23 protein-coding genes are annotated in these 20,847 nt (G+C 47.0%); 20 read left to right on the plus strand and 3 right to left on the minus strand.

Features of this window, described 5'->3' with window-relative positions:
• Nucleotides 1–86 precede the first annotated feature (86 nt).
• The 3 genes from H9Q77_RS02105 (at nucleotide 87) to H9Q77_RS02115 (ending at nucleotide 1,672) form a co-directional block, all read left to right on the plus strand.
• On the plus strand, nucleotides 87–518 hold the full coding sequence (locus H9Q77_RS02105) for a protease complex subunit PrcB family protein (RefSeq protein ID WP_249326445.1): 432 nt from the start codon (nucleotides 87–89) through the stop codon (nucleotides 516–518).
• A gap of 111 nt (nucleotides 519–629) precedes the next feature.
• A complete protein-coding gene (locus tag H9Q77_RS02110; RefSeq protein ID WP_249326446.1) occupies nucleotides 630–1,424 on the plus strand; it encodes a YoaK family protein in 795 nt (264 codons plus the stop codon).
• A gap of 77 nt (nucleotides 1,425–1,501) precedes the next feature.
• Nucleotides 1,502–1,672, plus strand: a complete 171-nt coding sequence (locus tag H9Q77_RS02115; RefSeq protein WP_408641164.1) for a hypothetical protein — start codon at nucleotides 1,502–1,504, stop codon at nucleotides 1,670–1,672.
• A gap of 8 nt (nucleotides 1,673–1,680) precedes the next feature.
• Here the strand turns inward: H9Q77_RS02115 and H9Q77_RS02120 are convergent, their stop codons facing one another.
• Nucleotides 1,681–2,307, minus strand: a complete 627-nt coding sequence (locus H9Q77_RS02120) for a methylated-DNA--[protein]-cysteine S-methyltransferase (protein WP_249326447.1) — start codon at nucleotides 2,305–2,307, stop codon at nucleotides 1,681–1,683.
• Nucleotides 2,308–2,428: 121 nt separating this feature from the next.
• Between H9Q77_RS02120 and H9Q77_RS02125 the strand changes: the two genes are divergently transcribed.
• The 4 genes from H9Q77_RS02125 to H9Q77_RS02140 all read left to right on the plus strand — a co-directional run bounded on the left by H9Q77_RS02125 (nucleotide 2,429) and on the right by H9Q77_RS02140 (nucleotide 7,109).
• Entirely contained in the window at nucleotides 2,429–3,694 is a 1,266-nt protein-coding gene (locus H9Q77_RS02125) for a dihydroorotase (protein WP_249326448.1), read from the plus strand.
• Between the two features lie 72 nt (nucleotides 3,695–3,766).
• Nucleotides 3,767–4,543, plus strand: coding sequence for a dihydroorotate dehydrogenase electron transfer subunit (locus H9Q77_RS02130; RefSeq protein ID WP_249326449.1), 777 nt, complete (start codon nucleotides 3,767–3,769; stop codon nucleotides 4,541–4,543).
• Nucleotides 4,543–5,448 (plus strand): dihydroorotate dehydrogenase, encoded by a 906-nt coding sequence (locus H9Q77_RS02135; protein WP_022153680.1) that lies wholly within the window; start codon nucleotides 4,543–4,545, stop codon nucleotides 5,446–5,448. Before H9Q77_RS02130 ends, H9Q77_RS02135 begins: the two co-directional genes overlap by 1 nt.
• Before the next feature lie 83 nt (nucleotides 5,449–5,531).
• On the plus strand, nucleotides 5,532–7,109 hold the full coding sequence (locus H9Q77_RS02140; RefSeq protein ID WP_249326450.1) for a DUF3794 and LysM peptidoglycan-binding domain-containing protein: 1,578 nt from the start codon (nucleotides 5,532–5,534) through the stop codon (nucleotides 7,107–7,109).
• Here H9Q77_RS02140 and H9Q77_RS02145 read toward each other — a convergent pair.
• Nucleotides 7,106–7,723 (minus strand): hypothetical protein, encoded by a 618-nt coding sequence (locus H9Q77_RS02145; RefSeq protein ID WP_249326451.1) that lies wholly within the window; start codon nucleotides 7,721–7,723, stop codon nucleotides 7,106–7,108. The genes H9Q77_RS02140 and H9Q77_RS02145 overlap by 4 nt on opposite strands.
• 180 nt (nucleotides 7,724–7,903) lie before the next feature.
• Here H9Q77_RS02145 and ispE point away from each other — a divergent pair, with 180 nt between their 5' ends.
• The 5 genes from ispE (at nucleotide 7,904) to H9Q77_RS02170 (ending at nucleotide 11,136) form a co-directional block, all read left to right on the plus strand.
• Nucleotides 7,904–8,764: a 4-(cytidine 5'-diphospho)-2-C-methyl-D-erythritol kinase gene (gene ispE / locus H9Q77_RS02150; protein WP_118692653.1), complete on the plus strand. Its 861-nt coding sequence runs from the start codon at nucleotides 7,904–7,906 to the stop codon at nucleotides 8,762–8,764.
• A 14-nt stretch (nucleotides 8,765–8,778) separates the two neighbouring features.
• The gene (locus H9Q77_RS02155; RefSeq protein ID WP_118546599.1) at nucleotides 8,779–9,465 is read left to right on the plus strand and encodes a GntR family transcriptional regulator; all 687 of its coding nucleotides are present in this window, start codon (nucleotides 8,779–8,781) and stop codon (nucleotides 9,463–9,465) included.
• 72 nt (nucleotides 9,466–9,537) lie between these two features.
• Nucleotides 9,538–9,837, plus strand: a complete 300-nt coding sequence (locus H9Q77_RS02160) for a hypothetical protein (RefSeq protein WP_249326452.1) — start codon at nucleotides 9,538–9,540, stop codon at nucleotides 9,835–9,837.
• A 13-nt stretch (nucleotides 9,838–9,850) separates the two neighbouring features.
• Nucleotides 9,851–10,693 (plus strand): glutamate racemase, encoded by an 843-nt coding sequence (gene murI, locus H9Q77_RS02165; protein ID WP_249326453.1) that lies wholly within the window; start codon nucleotides 9,851–9,853, stop codon nucleotides 10,691–10,693.
• A gap of 8 nt (nucleotides 10,694–10,701) precedes the next feature.
• Nucleotides 10,702–11,136: a DUF1934 domain-containing protein gene (locus H9Q77_RS02170; protein ID WP_118692617.1), complete on the plus strand. Its 435-nt coding sequence runs from the start codon at nucleotides 10,702–10,704 to the stop codon at nucleotides 11,134–11,136.
• Nucleotides 11,137–11,208: 72 nt separating this feature from the next.
• Here H9Q77_RS02170 and H9Q77_RS02175 read toward each other — a convergent pair whose 3' ends face one another.
• Nucleotides 11,209–11,685, minus strand: coding sequence for a hypothetical protein (locus tag H9Q77_RS02175; RefSeq protein ID WP_249326454.1), 477 nt, complete (start codon nucleotides 11,683–11,685; stop codon nucleotides 11,209–11,211).
• Between the two features lie 236 nt (nucleotides 11,686–11,921).
• On the opposite strand from H9Q77_RS02175, the gene H9Q77_RS02180 reads away from it, so the two are divergent.
• The 8 genes from H9Q77_RS02180 (at nucleotide 11,922) to tig (ending at nucleotide 20,835) form a co-directional block, all read left to right on the plus strand.
• Nucleotides 11,922–12,671 (plus strand): metallophosphoesterase family protein, encoded by a 750-nt coding sequence (locus tag H9Q77_RS02180; protein ID WP_249326455.1) that lies wholly within the window; start codon nucleotides 11,922–11,924, stop codon nucleotides 12,669–12,671.
• A gap of 73 nt (nucleotides 12,672–12,744) precedes the next feature.
• Nucleotides 12,745–13,410, plus strand: coding sequence for a tyrosine-protein phosphatase (locus H9Q77_RS02185; protein WP_249327120.1), 666 nt, complete (start codon nucleotides 12,745–12,747; stop codon nucleotides 13,408–13,410).
• Between the two features lie 312 nt (nucleotides 13,411–13,722).
• Nucleotides 13,723–14,346: an MBL fold metallo-hydrolase gene (locus H9Q77_RS02190; protein WP_249326456.1), complete on the plus strand. Its 624-nt coding sequence runs from the start codon at nucleotides 13,723–13,725 to the stop codon at nucleotides 14,344–14,346.
• A 30-nt stretch (nucleotides 14,347–14,376) separates the two neighbouring features.
• A complete protein-coding gene (locus H9Q77_RS02195; RefSeq protein ID WP_249326457.1) occupies nucleotides 14,377–15,357 on the plus strand; it encodes a LacI family DNA-binding transcriptional regulator in 981 nt (326 codons plus the stop codon).
• Between the two features lie 24 nt (nucleotides 15,358–15,381).
• On the plus strand, nucleotides 15,382–16,290 hold the full coding sequence (locus H9Q77_RS02200) for an ATP-binding protein (RefSeq protein ID WP_249326458.1): 909 nt from the start codon (nucleotides 15,382–15,384) through the stop codon (nucleotides 16,288–16,290).
• Between the two features lie 14 nt (nucleotides 16,291–16,304).
• Nucleotides 16,305–18,017: an alpha-amylase family glycosyl hydrolase gene (locus H9Q77_RS02205; RefSeq protein ID WP_249326459.1), complete on the plus strand. Its 1,713-nt coding sequence runs from the start codon at nucleotides 16,305–16,307 to the stop codon at nucleotides 18,015–18,017.
• 158 nt (nucleotides 18,018–18,175) lie between these two features.
• A complete protein-coding gene (gene cls / locus H9Q77_RS02210; RefSeq protein ID WP_249326460.1) occupies nucleotides 18,176–19,648 on the plus strand; it encodes a cardiolipin synthase in 1,473 nt (490 codons plus the stop codon).
• 83 nt (nucleotides 19,649–19,731) lie between these two features.
• Entirely contained in the window at nucleotides 19,732–20,835 is a 1,104-nt protein-coding gene (gene tig, locus H9Q77_RS02215; RefSeq protein WP_249326461.1) for a trigger factor, read from the plus strand.
• The last annotated feature ends 12 nt before the right edge of the window (nucleotides 20,836–20,847 follow it).

Here is a 20,847-nt window from a genome sequence, read left to right on the forward strand (position 1 = left end):
AACAGGAGAAAAGGAGCAAAATTAACGTATATCACTGCATTTTCCGCATAAATATAGGATAAATAAATGTCCGTGGTGGATAATGTATGAAGAATAAACGGAAACGGTGGAAAAACGGTGTGATCCTGATTCCGGTACTGTGTGTACTGTTGTTAACGGGATGCGGTCTGTTTCAGGAGGAAAAAATCAAACTGCGGGATCTGGATTTTACAGTACTCAGCGATGAAAAAATTCCGGAGGAGTTGAAGACGGTGATTGTCGAAAAAGGTACCGAACCTTTTCATCTGACCTACAGTGATGATCAGAATCTCTATATTAGTATCGGGTATGGGCAGCAGAAGACCGGCGGGTACAGTATTGCTGTGGATGAACTGTATCTGACGGAGGATGCCATCTATGTCGGCACCACGCTTTTGGGTCCTGAGATCACCGGGCAAAAGAAAGGCGCAGAGAAACCCTCCACGCCTTACATTGTGATAAAAACAGAGTTCTTGGACAAAACAGTAATTTACGAATGATCAGAAGATATAAAAAAGTATCATCCAGATTCTACACAAGGACTGGAAAATGTGATAAAATGCAAAAAACCATACTGTAATCAGGAGATGCCTGTAGGGAGGTAGATTTTTATGCAACGTAAAATACATGGACAGATGTCAGAGTCTTTTCTGATCGCCGGGATCCTGTCAATCTCCGGTGGTCTGCAGGATGCTTATACCTATATGTACCGGGGAAAAGTGTTTGCCAATGCACAGACCGGCAATATCGTGCTGCTGGCACAGAATCTGGTAGACAGGAACTGGCAGGCGGTACTTCGCTATTTTTCTCCATTACTGTTCTTCGCATTGGGAGTGGCAATGGCAGAATGCATCCGTATGAAATACCAGAAGGCACAGAAGATCCACTGGAGACAGCTGGTACTTGCGATCGAAATACTTTTGTTGTTTGTAGTCGGTTTTTTACCGAATGAGATAGATCTGCTGGCCAATGCCATGGTATCTTTCGCCTGCGCCATGCAGGTACAGGCGTTCCGCAAGGTGAACGGTTATGCTTTCGCCAGCACCATGTGTATCGGCAACCTGCGCAGTGGTATGGAATCCTTATGTGCTTATGGAAAAACGAAAGATAAAAAGATATTGCGAAAATCCGGTTATTATTTCGGAATCATCTTCCTGTTTGCTGTCGGCGCGGCATTGGGTGGACATATGATCGGATACATTGGAGCGAAAACGATCTGGATTTCCTGTACGATTCTGCTGATCAGCTTTTTATGCATGTTCATCAAGGAAGAAAAAGAGGAACATCCCGAGATCATGGAAGAAGAACAGGAGATCCGGGATAATCTGAAAAACATCCGTAAAGAAGCCAGGGATGTGGAACACATCCTGGAGGATGACATCCGTTCCCAGATCGAGAAAAAATAACGTAAAGACTGGCGAAAAAAGACAGAAATCCTACAGAAAACCTGGGCATTCTGTTAAAATACAATCCCGTCTCCAAGGTGGCTATCTTCGGATTTACGAACCCGGTATTCGGGGTGCTTTCATCCGCATGGTGGCTGGGAGAGGGCTCCGCAGAACTGGGATGGAATGCACTGATCGCTTTGGTTCTGGTGTGCATTGGTATCTGTATTGTCAATGTCAAAATAAATACCGGAAATAAAACGGCATAGTTAAAGCCTTAAAGCTTCATCCCGTATTTTACCAGATCAACCCGGTTATTGATCACCGCAATGCCATCTGCCCGCAAGCGGTTGGCCTGTTCATCGGCGCCGCCGAAGGCAAAGGCACCGGAGAGCTCTCCCTTGGAATTGACGACGCGGTAGCAGGGGATGTGTTCGGGATCCGGATTCTTATGCAGGGCATTTCCCACGGCGCGTGCCATTTTGGGCTCTCCCGCCATGGCAGCCACCTGCCCATAGGTGGCGACACAGCCCTTCGGAATCTGTTTCACTGCTTCATAGATCCGCTTCGTGGGACTGTAGGTGACGAGATCATAGCTCTCCGCGATCATGCGCCGGATGTCCTCATCGGGGATGGTGCCGTCTAAGATAATGGTGTTCCAGTGTTCTTTATTCTGATGATATGCGGGAATGACGGAAGAAAAGGTGCTGCGCCAGAAGTCCCGCCAGGCAGGATCGGTTTTCACATTCAGATGCAGCACACCGTCTTTTTCATAAGTCCATAGAAATGCTTTTTTACTGCCCTTCACCCGTACCAGCTGCCAGCCTGGATCGTGGAAGGGCATTTCTGTATACGTATCCGGAAAAGATAATCCGTATTCCAACGCTTCTTCTCGTGTTTTCATGTCTTCGGTCCTCCGTTTTTTTTCTATTATAACACTCTTTTCTTTTCTATGAAAACATGGTAAACTTTTCCGAGAAACAGGTCATGGAGACGGGCTGCAAAAGCCCGGGAACGGAGACGATATGATACTGATACAGGATGGTTATATGATCGATCCCAAGTCAGGAAAAGAAGGTAACTTCGATATCCTGATCGACGGAGACAAGATCGTAAAGATCGCAGAAAAAATCGAACCGAAGGGTAAGGTGACAAGGATCAATGCGGAAGGGCTGTTAGTCGCTCCGGGACTGGTGGATGTGCATGTGCATTTCAGAGATCCCGGTTTTACAGCGAAGGAAGATATCAACACCGGAGCTGCGGCAGCGGCGAAGGGCGGTGTGACCACCGTGGTGCTGATGGCGAACACGAAGCCCACTGTGGACAGTGAGGAGACCCTGAAGTATATCCTGGACAAGGGAGCGAAGACGGGGATCCATGTGACTACCTGTGCTAACGTGACCATGGGCATGCAGGGAAAACAGCTGACGGATATGAAGAAGCTGGCAGCGGCGGGTGCTGTGGGATTCACGGATGACGGTGTGCCCCTGCTGGATGCGGAACTGGTGCGACGGGCCATGGAGATCTCCGCAGAGCTGGATATGCCCATCAGTTTCCATGAAGAAGACCCGAAATATATCGAGAACAACGGTGTGAACCGCGGAAAGGCCAGTGAACATTACGGAATCGGCGGCTCTTCCAGAGAGGCGGAGATCGCACTGGTGGAACGGGATCTGAAGCTGGCGGAAGAGACCGGAGCCTGCATCGATATTCAGCATATCAGCAGTAAGGAAGCGGTAGAACTGGTGCGTCAGGCGAAAAAGAGATGTTCTAATATTCATGCGGAAGCCACACCACATCATTTTACCCTGACAGAAGATGCCGTGATCAAATACGGCACGCTGGCGAAGATGAATCCTCCTTTGAGAGAAGAAGAGGATCGTCAGGCAGTGATCCGGGGACTGGTGGACGGCACGATCGACATGATCGCCACCGATCATGCGCCCCATACCGCAGAGGAGAAGGCAAAACCCATCACGGAAGCCCCCAGTGGTATCACAGGACTGGAGACTTCTCTGGCACTGGGCATTACAGAACTGGTAGATGCAGGATATCTCACCATGAAGCAGCTGCTTCGCCTCATGAGTACGAATCCGGCTGCCATGTATCATCTCGATGCCGGATATCTGGCGGAGGGAGGCCCTGCGGATGTGATCCTGATCGATACTGCGGCAGAGTTCATCCCGGAGCAGTATGCATCCAAGGCAACGAACACTCCTTTTACCGGATGGAAATTAAAAGGTGAAGTGAAGAAGACCATCTGCGGTGGTAAAATGGTATACGAAGCATAGCGTGCGCGTTAGAGAGCGCATATAAGCAGATAACGCTTGTCACTTATATATAGAATAGAAAAGGATAACAAAATGAAAAAGAAAATCACAGCAACCGTGCTTTCTCAGAAAGAGATCGCACCCAGAATTTTTGATATGTGGATCGCTACGGAGCTGGCGGCATGCGCAAAAGCCGGTCAGTTCATCGGCGTCTATCCTAAGGACCGCAGCACTTTGCTGCCCCGTCCCATCAGTATCTGCCAGGTAAATGACAAAAAAGATGCCCTGCGCATCGTGTACCGTATCGCAGGACAGGGTACTGCGGAGTTTTCCTCCTATCAGGAAGGAGACAGCGTGGAGATCCTGGGAACCTTAGGAAACGGATTCCCCACAGAGGCCGCGGAGGGTAAAAAGGTATTCCTCATGGGCGGCGGTATCGGTATTCCTCCCATGCTGGAACTGGCCAGAGAGCTTCCGGCATCTGCGGAAAAGCAGATCATCGTGGGTTATCGTGATGACCAGCTGTTCTTAAAAGAGGACCTGGAGAAAAACGGAACCGTATATATTGCTACGGAAGACGGCAGTGTCGGCACGAAGGGCAATGTCATGAACGCCATTGAGGAGAATCATCTGCAGGCAGACGTGATCTTCGCTTGCGGACCGATGCCCATGCTTCGTGCCATTAAAAAGTACGCGGAAGAAAAGAAGATCAAGGCATATATCTCCCTGGAAGAGCATATGGCCTGCGGCGTGGGTGCCTGCCTGGGCTGTGTTGTGAAGACAAAGGAAGTGGATCATCATTCGCATGTGCATAATGCAAGAATCTGCACCGACGGTCCCGTATTTGATGCTGAGGAGGTAGAGATCTGATGAATACACAGACAACGATCGCAGGAGTGACCTTTAAAAATCCCGTCATGACAGCTTCCGGGACCTTTGGATCCGGTATGGAATATGAAGAATTTGTAGATCTGAACCGCCTGGGTGCGGTGGTGACCAAGGGTGTGGCAAATGTACCCTGGCCCGGGAATCCGACGCCCCGTGTGGCGGAGGTGTACGGTGGCATGCTCAATGCCATCGGATTACAGAATCCCGGCATTGATGTGTTCATGGAGAGAGACATTCCTTTCCTGAAAAAATATGACACGAAGATCATTGTAAATGTCTGCGGCAAGTCCGTGGAGGATTATGTGGACGTGGTGGAACGTCTGGGAGACGAGCCGGCAGTCAGCATGCTGGAGATCAATGTATCCTGCCCGAATGTCAAGGAAGGAGCCATTGCCTTCGGACAGAAAGCGGATGCCCTGTATAACATTACTTCCGAACTGAAAAAACATGCAAAACAGCCCATCATCATGAAGCTGAGCCCCAATGTGACAGACATTACGGAAATGGCGAAAGCGGCAGAGGCAGCAGGTGCGGATGCACTGTCTCTGATCAACACCATCACCGGCATGAAGATCGACATTCACCGCAGGAAGTTCGCCATTGCCAACAAGACCGGCGGCATGAGCGGTCCTGCCATCAAACCCATTGCGGTTCGTATGGTATACCAGGTGGCACAGGCAGTCAAGATTCCCATCATCGGCATGGGCGGCATCGCTACGGCGGAAGATGCCATCGAATTCATTCTGGCGGGAGCCAGTGCAGTCAGTGTGGGCGCCATGAACTTCGTGGATCCCTATACGACGGTAAAAGTCGTGGAGGGCATTGAAGATTACATGCGCACATATCACGTAGAGAATCTGACTGACCTCATCGGTGCGGTGGAATAAGCGGACAGAGAACAGAATACGGTATAAAACAGCACAGACCTTCATATATATAGACATATCTGTATATATGGAGGTCTGTTATTGTGGAACTGATCAAGAGAAATATACATATGGACCGGGTAAAACGGTCCACCGTCATGCAGTTTACCATGGAAGAAGATCTGAATCTTCCGGAGGATAAGCCGGATATCAGTACCCTGAATCTGGAAAAAGGAGAGGTTGTCATCGAAGAGATCTGTCCGGGTACGGATGAGGTAACCGTCCGGGGAAAAATGGGGTATGCCATTTTGTATCATACGCGGGAGTCAGGAAGCAGTCTTGTACTGTTGGGCGGCGCTCTGCCTTTTGAGGAGAGGATCCGCATGGAAGGGGTATTACCCTCGGATACGGTGACCGTGGAAGGAACGGTGGAAGATTTCACGGTAAATATGATCAATTCCCGCAAATTGAGCTTACAGGCGCTGATCCTTCTCTCCGCCCGTATTGAAGAAATCTATGATGAAGAGCTTCCTGTGGGGATTCAGGGAGAAGATACGGAAGCCGGCGTGGAATATCGGATCGAGCCGATGGAAGTGACACAGCTTGCCATCTGTAAAAATGATATTTTCCGCAAAAAAGAAGAAATTCCGCTGCCTTCCAGCTATCCTAATATCTATCAGATCCTTTGGAGCAATATTTCACTGCGGGACGTTGAATTTAAACCACAGGAGGAAAAACTGGCAATCCAGGGAGATATTCAGATTTTCGTGCTCTACGAAGCAGAGGGGGAGGACAGGGCGATCCGTTCTTATGAGACGACACTTCCATTAAACGGAAGCCTGGAATGCCAGGGATGCCGGGAGGATCTGCTGCCGGATATCCGGTATACGTTGCTGCGGCAGGAACCCGGACAGCAGACATTGACCATTCAGCCTGATCTGGATGGGGAGGAGAGAATCCTGGGAATGGAGTGCGCGCTGGAGTTGAATATCCGGCTCTATGAAGAGGAACAGATCGATATTTTGAGGGATATCTACGGAGTGAAGAATGAAGTGATCCCGGATACCAGGCAGACCAGTGTGCGTCAGCTGCTGACACGGATCACCGGCAAGACCAAGATAACGGATCATGCAGGGACAAATATTGACGGTCCGATCCTACAGATATTGCACAGCGAGGGAACAGCTTCCATTGATCACCGGGATATTACGGAGGACGGAATACGGCTGCAGGGAAGTATTGATCTCACGGTATTGTGCATTACGGAAAAGGATGAGACACCTTATGTAAGCACCCGGATACAGATTCCTTATGAATATCTGCTGAGTGTGCCGGGAATCGGGGATACTGACCAGGCAGAGGTACACTGCGAAATGGAACAATTACAGGTAAATCTGATCGATGGGGAAGAAGTGGATGTAAAAGCGGTGCTGTCTTTTTCAACGACAGTTATGAAAAGCACAGAGTTCATGGCAATTGAAGAAGTGACGGAACAGGAGATTGACAGTGCCGTACTGGCAGAACTTCCCAGCGCGGTGATCTATATTACCGCGCCGGGAGATGATCTGTGGAGTATCGGCCGTAAATATCATATGCCGGTAAAAGCGGTCCGGGAACTGAATGCGCTGGAAAGCGATGAATTAAAACCCGGCCGGAAACTTCTGCTGGTAAAAGGTCTTTAGGCTTCGGCAGTCAGACCGGCGTCAGCAGCCAGTTTATCGAACTTTTCCATAACGGCATCGTAAGTCTTCTGGGAAATCTCGGGGAGAGAACCGCCCCAGGTCTTTTCCGCCTGTGCATAGCCCTTCTTGAATGCCTCACGCATGGATTCAATCTTGTCGGGATCTCCGCCGGTCAGAGCAGTGGCAAACTGTATGATACGGTCGGAGGTCTGGTTCACACCCCAATAGCCGTCTTCTGCAATGTCTGCCTGTGCCTGTGCTTTGGTGGCGGGATCTACGGTATAATTACCGGAACGTAAGAAGGACCAGATGTCATTGGCGTTGCCGTAGGTGTCAGCCTGCTTGCCCATTATCTTTTCTACCAGGGAACGAAGCTGGCTGGTACGTGCATCTGCATCCGCTTTTAATTTGTTGATCAAAGCGGTGTTCGGTTTATAGGTTTTCTTCGTGGAAGAGGTCTTGGTGTCGGTATTGTGTTCATAGATGACACCGGTATCCTCTGAGGTCTTTGTGCTTTTTACTTCCTCGGCGGAAGTTTTTTCTTTTGCTGCACTTGAGTTGCTGTAGCTGTAAGCTGCAGCGGCCTGTGTTGATGTAATTCCGTTTACACTCATAATTTCCTCTTTTCCGGTACGGCTTTTGTCCGTACCTTTTGTCATCCTTGACTGTGGTGTTACTTACTACACCCATTATATCGGAGAAAAACGGCAAATACTTTAGGGAACCATTGACAAAGAGAAATGGATTGTATAAAATTAAGTACAATCATTGTATACAAAACGGAGCAGAGCAAAATGAACGAATATCGGATAAAAGCATATGCCAAAATTAATCTGGGCCTGGATGTGGTCAGAAGACTGGAAAATGGCTATCACGAAGTGAAGATGGTCATGCAGACCGTTGGTATTTATGATGTACTGGATTTTCAGCGGACAGCCAGAGGCATCGTCATCACTACGGATTCCGGGGAGCTTCCCACGAATGAGGATAACCTGATCTATAAAGCGGCAAAACTCATGATTGAGAAATATCATATTACCGAAGGCGTGAAGATCCACCTGGAGAAGCATATTCCGATCGCAGCCGGTATGGCGGGAGGAAGTACGGATGCTGCAGCCACCCTGAAGGGAATGAACCGCCTGTTTGATCTGGGATGTACGTTGAAGGACCTGATGGAGCTGGGTGTGAAGATCGGTGCAGATGTTCCGTATTGTGTCATGGGAGGAACGGCTCTGGCCGAAGGGATCGGTGAGAAGCTGACTCCGCTGGCTCCGGCACCGGATTGTTATGTATTGGTGGCAAAGCCGGATATTAACGTATCTACGAAATATGTGTATGAACATCTGGATGCGCAGGAGATCCGGAAACATCCGGATATTGACGGCATGGTGGAGGCGATTGCCGAGGAGAGCTTACAGGGAATTCTGGACCGGATGGAAAATGTGTTGGAGACAGTGACTGTCAGTGCATATCCCATCATTCAGAAGATCAAAGACCGGATGAAGGAACTGGGAGCCATCAACAGCCTGATGAGCGGAAGCGGCCCAACGGTATTCGGCATTTTTGTAGAAAAAGACATGGCCCGCAGGGCATATGATAAATTGGAGGAGGAACAGCTGGCTAAGCAGATATTCCTGACGGAATTCTGTGAGTAACGGCAAAAAAGGTTATGCAGGATAATTTACAGGTGACAATGGATGAATTTCTGCCGCTTCGGGATGTGGTATTCAACACTTTGCGACAGGCCATTCTTACGGGAGAACTGAAACCGGGAGAACGACTCATGGAGATCCACCTTGCCAATAAGCTGGGAGTCAGTCGTACACCGATCCGGGAAGCGATCCGTAAGCTGGAGCTGGAAGGTCTGGTGACCATGATCCCCAGAAGAGGAGCGGAAGTAGCGCAGATCACGGAGAAAAGCATGAACGATGTGCTGGAAGTGCGTCGTGCACTGGATGCTCTCTGCGTGGAACTGGCATGTGACCGTATCTCACAGGAAGAATTGCAGCATTTGAAAAAGGCATGTGATATCTTTGAAGAGGCGGTGAAGACCAAAGATGTGAAACAGATTGCACAGGCGGATGTGGCACTGCATGATATCATTGTGGAAGCTACGGGGAACCAGCGCCTGATCCAGCTGGTGAATAATCTGTCGGAGCAGATGTACCGTTACCGGTTTGAGTACATCAAAGACAGCAGCCAGCATGAACGCCTCGTGGAGGAACATAAGGTGATCTACGAAAGCATTGTCAAAAAGGATAAGGAAACGGCATCCCATATGGCCAAGGTGCATATCGATAACCAGAAAAAGGCCATCATCCGCCAGATCCGACTGGAGCGGGAGAAAAATAAATAACTTCGGAATCGTATAATCTATCCGGAAAGTGGAAATTCTTTCCATAAACCATAAAAGGAAAGAGGTTCACTGATGGATAGATTATGTGTTTTTTATGAAAAATTACGGAGAGTGGCATGGCAGGGGATCCGGGTGGCGGCGGTCTGCACAGCCTGCTATGGCTGGTGGGGAGTGATCTACCCGGAACTGGCCATGCTGCCGTCCACTTATGAAATCGTATACGAGGAGCAGGCAGAAGAGACCAAGACTGTACAGAAGGATGCGGAAGTGGTAGAATGGAATTCCGACAGTCAGATCTACTGGAAGCTTCTGGAAGCGGATCCGGAACAGATCCACTTCAAGAGCAGACTGCTTACGATGTTAAAAAGATAGAAGGAGAAATCCCATGTATCAGGAGAATATAACTGCGCTGAAAAAGGATGCACCCATCGGTGTATTTGATTCTGGCATCGGCGGACTGACCGTAGCCCGGGAGATCATGCGGCAGATTCCCAATGAGAAGATTATATATTTCGGAGATACGGCGAGAATGCCCTATGGCAGCAAGTCCAGGGAAACGGTCACCGGCTTCTCCAAACAGATTGTGCGTTTCCTGGAAACTTTTCAGGTGAAGACCATTGTGGTGGCATGCAATACGGCAAGCGCCTATGCACTGGATGAATTGGAGAAGGAACTGGATATTCCCATCATTGGTGTGATCAAGCCGGGAGCGAAGACCGCAGCGGAAGTGACCCGCAACGGGCGTATCGGCGTTATTGCCACCGAGGCTACCATCGGCAGCCAGATGTACAATAAATACATACAGGAACTGAACAAAAATGTTACCATCTACGGGAAAGCCTGTCCCCTGTTTGTGCCGCTGGTGGAAGAGGGGCTGTGGGAGGATCCCGTGACAGATGAGATCGCCAGACGATATCTGACGGAGCTGATCGACATTGATATTGATACCCTGATCCTGGGATGCACGCATTATCCGCTGATCCGCTCTACGGTAGGACGGATCATGGGGGATCAGGTGACACTGGTGAACCCGGCATACGAGACCGCCAGAGAACTGAAAGAATTGTTGCAGCAGTATAATATTCTCAATGAGGAGGAACCTCATCTGGGAGAAAATAAATATCAGTTTTATGTCAGCGACGGTGCGGAGAAGTTCAAACGTTTTGCCAACTCTATTATTAAATATGGTATTTTGTCAGCGAAGACGATCAAGATTGATGAGTATTAAAAGGACGGATGAAGATGAATCGGGAAGTAGAACTCGTTCTGTCCGGTCTGCACGATGCCGAGGGCACTTCGGATAAGGATGTAGTGGAGACCGCGCAGACAGCACAATATTTTAAGAGAAACGACAGCCATTATCTTCTCTATGAGGAGGATATGGAGGGATTCGACGGAATCTGTAAGAGCCGGATCAAGTTCCGGGATAACCTCCTGGAGCTGACCAGACAGGGAGCCGTGGAGATGCATATGATCTTCGAGGAAAATAAGAGACATGTGGTGCCTTACAATACGCCCTACGGACAGCTGCTGCTGGGGATTGAGACCCGCAGGGTGCAGGTGGAAGAACAGGAAGATCAGATCTGTGTGACGGTGGAATATATCCTGGACCAGGAGGGAGAACCTTTCAGTGAGAGCTGTTTAAAGCTACATATCCGGGAGAAACAGTAACGATTCGGAATTCTATGCAAAAAAATAGCAGATGCGCAGATCTGCTATTTTTTCATGGCTCTGAATCGTTATTTACTTGACAGGCTTTGCTCCTGCCTTTTCCTGTGCGGAAGCGATCATGCGCTTGAAGAAGCCTTTCTTTTTCTCGGGAGCGGCTTCGGTCTTGCCGTGCAGTCCCTTGACATCCAGTACATAGATACCGCTGACAACGGCCTTTACTTCCTTTTTCACGGGAACACTTTCGAAAATCTTCTCATCACAGATCAGGGATACGATCTGCGGGCCAACCTTTGCCTTGATGATGGGAAGCTTGGAGCCACGCATCATCTTCGGTGTCTGGTCGATGACCATCTGTGGCAACCCGGCATCTTTCAGCTTCATCCGCTTCTTATCAATGATCAGCATGGATACGGTCTGCTTGTTGGCATCTAACAGCTCCTGCTGTTCTGCCTGCTTTTTCTGTGCTTTCTTGCCTAAGAAATATAATACTGCAATGATGATAGCCAGAACTATCACGATGACTAATAATGTAATTGCAACCGGACTCATTTTCAGTCCCTCCTTCAGTTAATAGGAACAAATTCCTAAAAAACATTGTAACATAGATGTGATGAAATACGCAACCATACATTTATGATTTCTATCTTGTTTCCGGTTCTTGTAAGGAAGACTGTCACCATGTGGCAGACTTTTTGTAATATAAAAAATTATGAAACACGTATGTCAACCGGTTGACATACGTGCGGTAAAATTATATAATGTGAAAAAAGAAGGAGGTGCGGAAAATGAAAGTACTGGTAGTATCAGATGTACATGCGAACATAGCCGCATTGAACACTATTTTGGAAAAAGAGGCTGATTACGATATTCTGTGCTGCGCCGGGGATTATACAGACTATGGAATCTATCCGGCGGAAGTGATAGAACGGTTCCGCAATCTGAAAAACACGCATCTTGTGTATGGCAACCATGATCTTCACGTTATAAATACTTATGAAAGTAAGGAATGGAAAAATGTAGAAGATGGAAAATACAAGTGGGTTCACTATAATTGTGAACAGCTAAACGACCAGGGTATTAGGTGGCTGAAGCAGTTACCGGAAACCGCATATTTTGAGGCAGACGGATGGAAATACGGAATTGCCCATCAGTATGATAGTGGTTATGGGACGATAGAAAGCAGGTACGCGTTTGATAAATATTGGGCGGAGCATTACGGAACAGATAATACAGGGAACAGAAGACTGATTTTCGGGCATACACACAGACAATGTATTCATATTTTAGGTGATGGAATGGAATGGCTGAACCCGGGAAGTGCCTCGTATCGAAGACCCGATGACCCGGATAAGACGGCACATTATGCGACGATTACAGACGGCGAGATCCGATTGAAACAAATTCCCTACGACAGAAAACCACAGTTTGAAAAGGCAAAGGAATTTATAAGTACCGATAAAATGATGAGAACAGAAATTCAGGATTTTATGTTCTTTTTTGGGGATGCAAAGACCTCAAGAGAACCGTTGGGATAAGGAGTGAAATAACAATAACAGAGATAAAAAGGGATGGAAAGAGATGAATTGTAGGAGATATCGCTTGGATCAGGTGGCAAATTTCAGAGATTTGGGAGGCTATGCGTGTGACGGAGGCGTAACTAGATATGGTGTGATTTTCCGGAGCACAGCTTTGAATAAGGCGACGGAAGAGGATATTGAAAAGATAGAGCACCTGGGAGTCAATACGGTCATTGACTTAAGATTTCCCAGTGAGACAAAAGATCTTCCGGACAGATTGGGAAAGGGTATGGATTATATCAACTGTCCGCTTATGGGTACCACAAAGCTGGAACAGTTGGATATTGTAAACAGTAGTGTGGTGGAGACCAAAACGCTGCATCGCATGTATCGCCTGATGCTCCGCAACGGAGGAAAAGAGATCAGGAAAGCTCTGGAGGTAGTCGCTGATTCCGAGGGAGCGGTATTGTTCCATTGCGCAGCCGGCAAAGACCGTACCGGTATTCTGGCAATGTTGATTTTATCATCCATGGGAGTGGATCGGGAAGATATTCTGGTGGATTACCAATGTAGCAGTACCTATATTACAAAATTTACGACCGATATTTCCGGTTCCAATATCTACAACATGAAATGGATTCTGAACTGGATTGACCAGGAATGGGGTGGAGTTCCGGAATATCTGCGTCAAATTGGAGTACAAAGTGAAACTATACAAAAAATCAAATCCAAGTTTGTTGAAAATTTATATATGTAACCGGTTGACATACAATAAAAATTAGTATATATTCTTAAATGGTTATTCCTGGTATTTCAGAAGCAGTTTGTGACATCTGTGACATCCAGCGGAATTAAGGGGTGATAAAGTGGAAATCAGATATCTCGGAACAGGCGGAGCAGAAGGATTCCCCAGTATTTTCTGCCAGTGTGAAGCATGTCGTAAGGTAAGAATGTTGTTGGGAAAAAATGTAAAGACACGTAGCTGTACTCTGATAGATCAGGTGATGATACCCCGGATATCTTTTCACAATGCATTAACAGCCATGTGGATTTATCGGAGGTGAATCATGTGGTATTTACCCATTCCCATTCCGATCACCTGAATACTACAGAAATATGCTTCCGACTGCGGGAAATGGCATCCGTTATTCAAAAAAAAGATAAAGAAGTAATGGAAATTTATGGCAATGATGCGGTTCGGGATTGTATTATGGAGATAATAGCTAAGGATCCACATGTAGATCTGACAAGGATGAGATTTCACCGGATTCAAAAGTTTGAACCATTCCGGATAGGTCATTTGAAGTTTACACCTTTAAAGGCATATCACAAGCTGGATGAGGAAGCTCTGATCTTTGTGATCGAGGATGGAAGATCGACCTTATTGTATGCAAATGATACGGGGGCTTTGCCGGAGGAAACACTGGATTTTATAGAACAACAGAACATAAAATTTGACGTCGTCAGTATGGATACCTGCAGAGGTATACTGGATGGTGACACGCATATGGGAATTCGGGAAAATGTAGAGCTGCGGGAGAGACTCCGCAGAATGCATGCAGTGACACCGGATACGGAATATTATCTGAATCATTATTCTCATATGTGCGGTATGATTCCGCAGGAATATGAAAGACTGGTAGATCAGGAGGGGTTCCTGTTGACTTACGACGGACTTTCCGTTACTGTCTGATGCAAAAAAGTAAGATAAGGGGAAGGGAATATGCCAACAATCAAAGATGTAGCTGCAGAAGCAGGAGTGACCTCCACAACGGTATCCAGAGTATTGAATAATCGTGGATACATCAGTGAAGAGACGAGAGAAAAAGTATATTCTGCCATGGAAAAGCTGAACTATATGCCAAACGAAATGGCGAGAAATTTATCCCGGCAGAAGAGTGATTATATCGGGGTGATTCTCCCATCCGTAGAGCATCCTTATTTCAGTAAGGTCCTTCACTGGCTGGAGCATTATGTAACAAAACACAACTACAAGATAATGGTCTGTATTTCCGAGAACAGTAGGGAAAAGGAATTACAGTATATTGATCTGCTTTATTCTCACAGAGTTCTGGGAATTGTTGTGTGCAGCCATATCGGAGAGACGATGGAACATTTGGATTCCAACTGTCCGTTGATCTCTTTTGAGAGAGAAATTGCGGAAAATATTCCGGCAGTTCTTTGCGATAACTATCAGGGTGGTATTTTGGCGGCTAACCGGCTGTTTGATGCCGGATGCAGAAATATCGCGATTTTTAACCAGCCTACCAAGGAAAATATTCCTGCATATAGCAGAGAAAAGGCATTTATGAAGTGTTGCGAGGATAAAAAAATCAGTGGACGTGTGGTTTATACAGACAGGTTGGCTCCCTTATCAGAAGAATTCGGCAACAATATTTTGGAATTAATGAAAAAAAATTCGGATTTGGATGGAATTTTTGCAACAAGTGATGTAATGGCTGCAAATATTATCCGTGCATGCAAAAAAATGGGAAAACGTGTTCCAGAGGATATCTCTATTGTGGGATTCGATGATACCTGGATTTCCACACTGACGTATCCTTCCATTACGACCATTCATCAGCCGGTTCGGGAAATGTGCGAATATGCCATAGAAGCGATTGTGAAAAAAGTAAAGAGTGAAAAGGTTCCATCCCAGGTTGTATTTCCGGTAGAACTGATCGACCGGGAGTCCACAAAGTAAAATAATGACGATAAAGGAACAGATATGATAGAAAAAGGAACCATAATGGAAAGTGAAGCAGAACCGTCATCAAAGGAGCTACTGAAAATATATGATACTGCGTTGGCAGAAAAACTGATGCAAAAGCTGCTCCCCATGATTGAAAACTGTGCGAAGCAGACACGTTCCGAAAAAGTAGTCGTTGCAGTAAGCGGAGGCTCCGGATCCGGAAAAACAGTGACGGCATTGTTGCTTTCCTGCTTCTTGAAGGAAAAAGGGATAGAAAATTACATTCTGTCAGGAGATGCTTATCCACATAGAATTCCCAAGTACAATGATGCGGAGCGGCTACAGATTTTCAGAGAAAATGCAATTGTGGGAATGCTGAAAGAGCAGACTTATACAGAAGAACGATGTACAATCATTCAGGAATTTCAAAAAGCCGGAAATGATGCGGATGAAAAACATGTCGGGAAATATCCATGGTATGAGTCCTATCTCAGAAACGGCAGAAGGGCTCTGGAAAATTATCTTGGCACGGAAAAGGAAATTAATTTTGAGGAAGTAAACAGATTGGTTCATGCGTTTAAAGCCGGCGGAGAAAAGCTATGGGTCAGACATATGGGACGCGAAGAGACAGAACTGTGGTATGAAGAGAAGGATTTCACCGGAATAAAAGTGCTGTTGGTGGAGTGGACACACAGCAACAGTGAATACTACAGCGGTGTGGATATCCCCATCTACCTTGACAGTACCCCCCAGGAGACATTGCAGAGCCGTCTGGAAAGAAACCGTGATCAATGGATAGACAACCCATTTACGATGATGGTACTGGATATTGAGCAGAAAATGCTGAAAAAGCAGGCTGAGAAAGCAAAACTTATTGTTACCCGGGACGGAACGGTGTTAGACCGGAAGGAATATGCGCAATTTGTTCCGAAGCTTCAGAAATAAAAAGGAAAGATGTTATGAACATAGGACCGATGTTGAATCTCTACCCGGATAGTCTGGGCGGAACCCTGGATGATGTTGTAGATTTTTTGAAAACGGAAGAGGCAGAGGGAGCATTTTCTTCCTGCTATATTCTGCCCAGTCTGTACCATACGGATCTGGACAGAGGCTTTTCTGTGATTGATTATTCTCTGAATAAGATGTATGCTTCCGGCGAAACATTGGAAGCAATAAAAAAGCTCGGGATTGAATTGAAGCTGGATTTTATTCTGAATCATGCTTCGGTGTTGTCAAAACAATTCCAGGATATCATTGCAAAAGGGGAAGAATCGGAGTACAAGGACTTCTTCATTAATTGGAATGAATTCTGGAAGGACTGCGGAGAAATGACGGAGCAGGGATATATCCTTCCGGAAGAAAAGTATCTGAAAAAGATGTTTTTCCGGAAGCCTGGGCTCCCCATTCTTATGGTACGTTTTCCGGATGGGAGAGAGATCCCTTACTGGAATACTTTTTATCAGGAAGTGAACTACCCTGAGGTTAATGCTCCTGAACTGATGAAAGCTGCCGATCTGCAATATATGCAGGCGGAAATTATTGTACAGGAACTATCCATGGGCTGCCCGGAAGGAAAAAAGCCGGCAGACATTTTACAGAAAATCGTTCTGGAGCGAAAAGCAGGAAGGCTGACAAAAGAACAGGTTACAATGGTCTGGAATTACATGGAGCAGCATCGGTATTATCTCGGACAGATGGATCTGAATATTCAGTCGCCAAAAGTATGGGAGTACTATCATGAAGTGGTAAAGACACTGGCGGGATATGGTGCTAAAATTGTAAGACTGGATGCATTTGCTTATGCACCGAAGACTCCGGGAGAACGGAATTTTTTGAACCAGCCGGACACCTGGAAGCTGCTGGACAAAATAAAACAGATTGCGGAACCGTACGGTATGGAACTTCTGCCGGAGATTCATGAATGCTATAGTGAAAAGATTTATGAGAAAATCTCAGAGCAGGGATACGTCACCTATGACTTTTTCCTGCCGGGACTCATTATAGATGCCCTGGAATCGGGGAACGGAGAACATTTGGCCGGATGGGCGCAGGAGCTGATCGATAAAAATATCAGAACCGTGAACATGCTTGGCTGTCACGATGGAATTCCGCTGTTGGATCTCAAAGGAATTCTGGCGGAGGACCGGATTCAGAAACTGATCGACATTATTGTCTCCCGTGGGGGATATGTGAAGGATCTTCACGGTCAGAAAAACATTTACTATCAGGTGAATGCAACTTATTTCAGCGCATTGGGCGAAGATGAGAGAAAGATGCTCCTTGCGAGAGCCTTGCAGATATTTATGCCGGGCAAACCGCAGATCTGGTATCTGGATCTGTTCGCCGGAAAGAACGATTATGAAGCGGTGAAGCTGGCAGGCCCCGGAGGACATAAGGAGATCAATCGGACAAATCTGACGACAGCACAGGTATGCAGTGGTTTGAGTAAGCCGATTGTAAAGCAGCAACTGGAGTTGCTGCGATTCCGGAATTCCTGCCTGGCGTTCTCGGAAGAAAGCCGGATCAAAGTAAGCAGTGAAGGATCCCGGATCTGCTTTGTATGGGAACATCAGGGCTGTACTGCACAGCTGAAGGCAAATCTGCAGGATTGTTCCTATGTGATTGAATTCTGTGATCGGGATAGAAAGAGAACGCTCATCACAGAGGGATAAAATATCACGGCCGGGAGACCGCCGGCTTGAATACAAAAGATAAGAAGAGACTGAGAATGTTGATTTTTCGGCATTTGTCAGTCTCTTTTGCTGGAAAGAAGGTTTGTATTATGATATATTGAGGAAAAGGGATGTTTTTCATCTGAAGGGGCAGTATTATGAGTGAAGCATTTGAGATCATAAAGACAGGAATAAATTTTTTCTGCAACCACCTGGTATTTTTTAATATGTTATTTGCCATCGTGATCGTGTTTTTCCAGAGACGGGATCCGAAGAGTGTGTGGGCATGGCTTTTGCTTTTGTATTTTATTCCGGTGCTGGGTTTTGTATTTTACCTGTTACTGGGGCAGGATATGCATAAGCGGAAAATGTTCCGGATCAAAGAGGTGGAGGATCACATCAGTAAAGATATCAGGCAGCAGGAGTACCGGCTGCGCTCCCGGGATGCCGGGGAACTGGACGAGAATATCCGGGGATATGAGGACCTCGTCATGTATAACCTGGAAGCAGGGGAGGCGGTGCTGACGAAGGACAACGATGTGGATATCTTCATCGACGGCAATGAGAAGTTCCGGGCGCTGATGGAAGATCTGCGGAATGCGGAGCATTTTATCCATATCCAATACTACATTATTAAAAACGACGTATTATTCAATCAGATCAAGGATATTCTGATCGAGAAGGCGGCACAGGGTGTGGAGGTCCGGGTTCTGTTCGATGCCATGGGCTGTCGGTCCGTGCGGCACAGCTACTGGAAATGGATGAATGAAAAGGGCGTGCAGACCGCTGAATTTTTCCCGGCGATCCTGCGGAGACTTCAGCTTCGTATCAACTACCGCAACCACAGGAAAATAGTGGTTGTTGACAATAAAGTGGCTTATGTGGGAGGATTTAATGTAGGTAAGGAGTACATTGACCTGGATGAGAAGTTCGGCCACTGGAGAGATACCCACCTGCGGATCCGCGGCAGTGCGGTACTGGGGCTCCAGGTGCGATTTATTTTAGACTGGAATTATGCGGCAGGAGAGAATCTGTTTTTGTGTCCGGAGCTGTTCCGGGGAATCGAAGCCGGTACGAGGGATTTCTGCGATATGCAGATCATTAGCAGTGGACCGGATAAGACGACCCAGCAGATCCATGACAATTACCTGCGCCTGATCCATAAGGCGCAGAAAAGCATCTATATCCAGACACCGTATTTTATTCCGGATGAGGCAATCCTGAATGCGCTGATGATCGCAGTGAAATCCGGAATTGAAGTAAATATCATGATCCCGTGTATGCCGGATCACCCGTTTGTGTACTGGGCGACCTATTCCTATATTGGCGATATGGTCATGGCGGGAGCGAACTGCTATACTTACAATAACGGCTTTCTCCACAGCAAGGGCATGATCGTGGATGGAAAGGTGCTCTGCTATGGGACGGCGAACATGGATATCCGCAGCTTTGCGTTGAATTTTGAAGTAAATGCGGTGATCTACGATGAGAAAAAAGCACAGGAAATGGTGGATATCTTTCAAAAAGACCTGGAAGTCTGCCGCCAGATCACCCGGGATTATTATGTGGCCAGAAGGTTGAAAATCCGTATCAAAGAGCAGATCTGCCGGTTATTGTCACCCTTGTTATAGCCCGGAGGATGTGCTATAATGGGCGGTGCTACAATGCATTTATGCACAAATGGCAGTAATAGAAAGGTATAGGAAGTAACACAATGAAGAAAAAGACATTAGGACTTCTGGCAGCAATTTTAAGTGTATGTATGCTGGCAGGCTGCGGAGCAGAGGATACAGGAGATGGCACTGGTGCAGCGACCGACGCCGGAACGGAAAGCACCACATTGAAGGATATGGATGTGGACAAGTATGTGACTCTGGGCGAGTACAAGGGACTGGCAGTATCCGTAGACACTGTGGAAGTAGATGAGGACGAGTGGGACACTCTGGTCAATAATGTATATTATGGAAATATTACCCCGGAGAACGGCGGTATCATGGATCGTGCCGTGGAGACCGGAGACACCGTAAACATTGATTACGAAGGCAAAAAGGATGATGTGGCATTTGACGGCGGTACCGCACAGGGATACGATCTGACCATCGGTTCCGGAAGCTTTATTGCCGGATTCGAAGATGGACTGATCGGCGTGATGCCCGGCGAGACAGTGGATCTGGATCTTACATTCCCGGAGAACTATGGAAATTCTGATCTGGCAGGACAGGCTGTGGTATTTACGGTGACGGTAAATTATATTCAGCCTGCACAGGATGGGGAATTCAGTGATGAAATCATCAGCAATTTCGGTATCGATGGTGTGACCAATGAGGAAGAACTCCGTCAGTACGCTTATGATTATCTGAATGAGAATGCACAGCAGAATTATGAGACCAATGTACAGCAGGCAGTGATGGATGCGTTTATGGCAAACAACACTTTTACCTCCGTACCGGAAGCGCTGGTACAGAAATATTCCGATGCCGCAGAGAGCAGCATCACCTCCATGGCATCCGCTTACGGTGTGGACGGAGATACCTTTACCCAGTATTATTACGGACAGGATCTGGCAACATTCCTGTCTACCTATGCTGAGCAGACCGCAAAGCAGGATATTGCCCTGCAGGCAGTGGCGAACAAAGAGAATCTGAACATCAGTGACGAAGAACTGGATCAGATGCTTCAGGACCGCGCAACAGCAGCCGGTTATGACACTATCGAAGAGTATATCGGAGAGACCTCCAGGGAAGATTACAGAGAGTACTTCCTCTACGACAAGGTGTTGGATTATCTGGTAGAAAATGCACAGATCACCAATAACTAAATTTTATTGATA

It is taken from the genome of Simiaoa sunii (assembly GCF_014337175.1).
Classification (GTDB): Bacteria; Bacillota; Clostridia; order Lachnospirales; family Lachnospiraceae; genus Acetatifactor; species Acetatifactor intestinalis.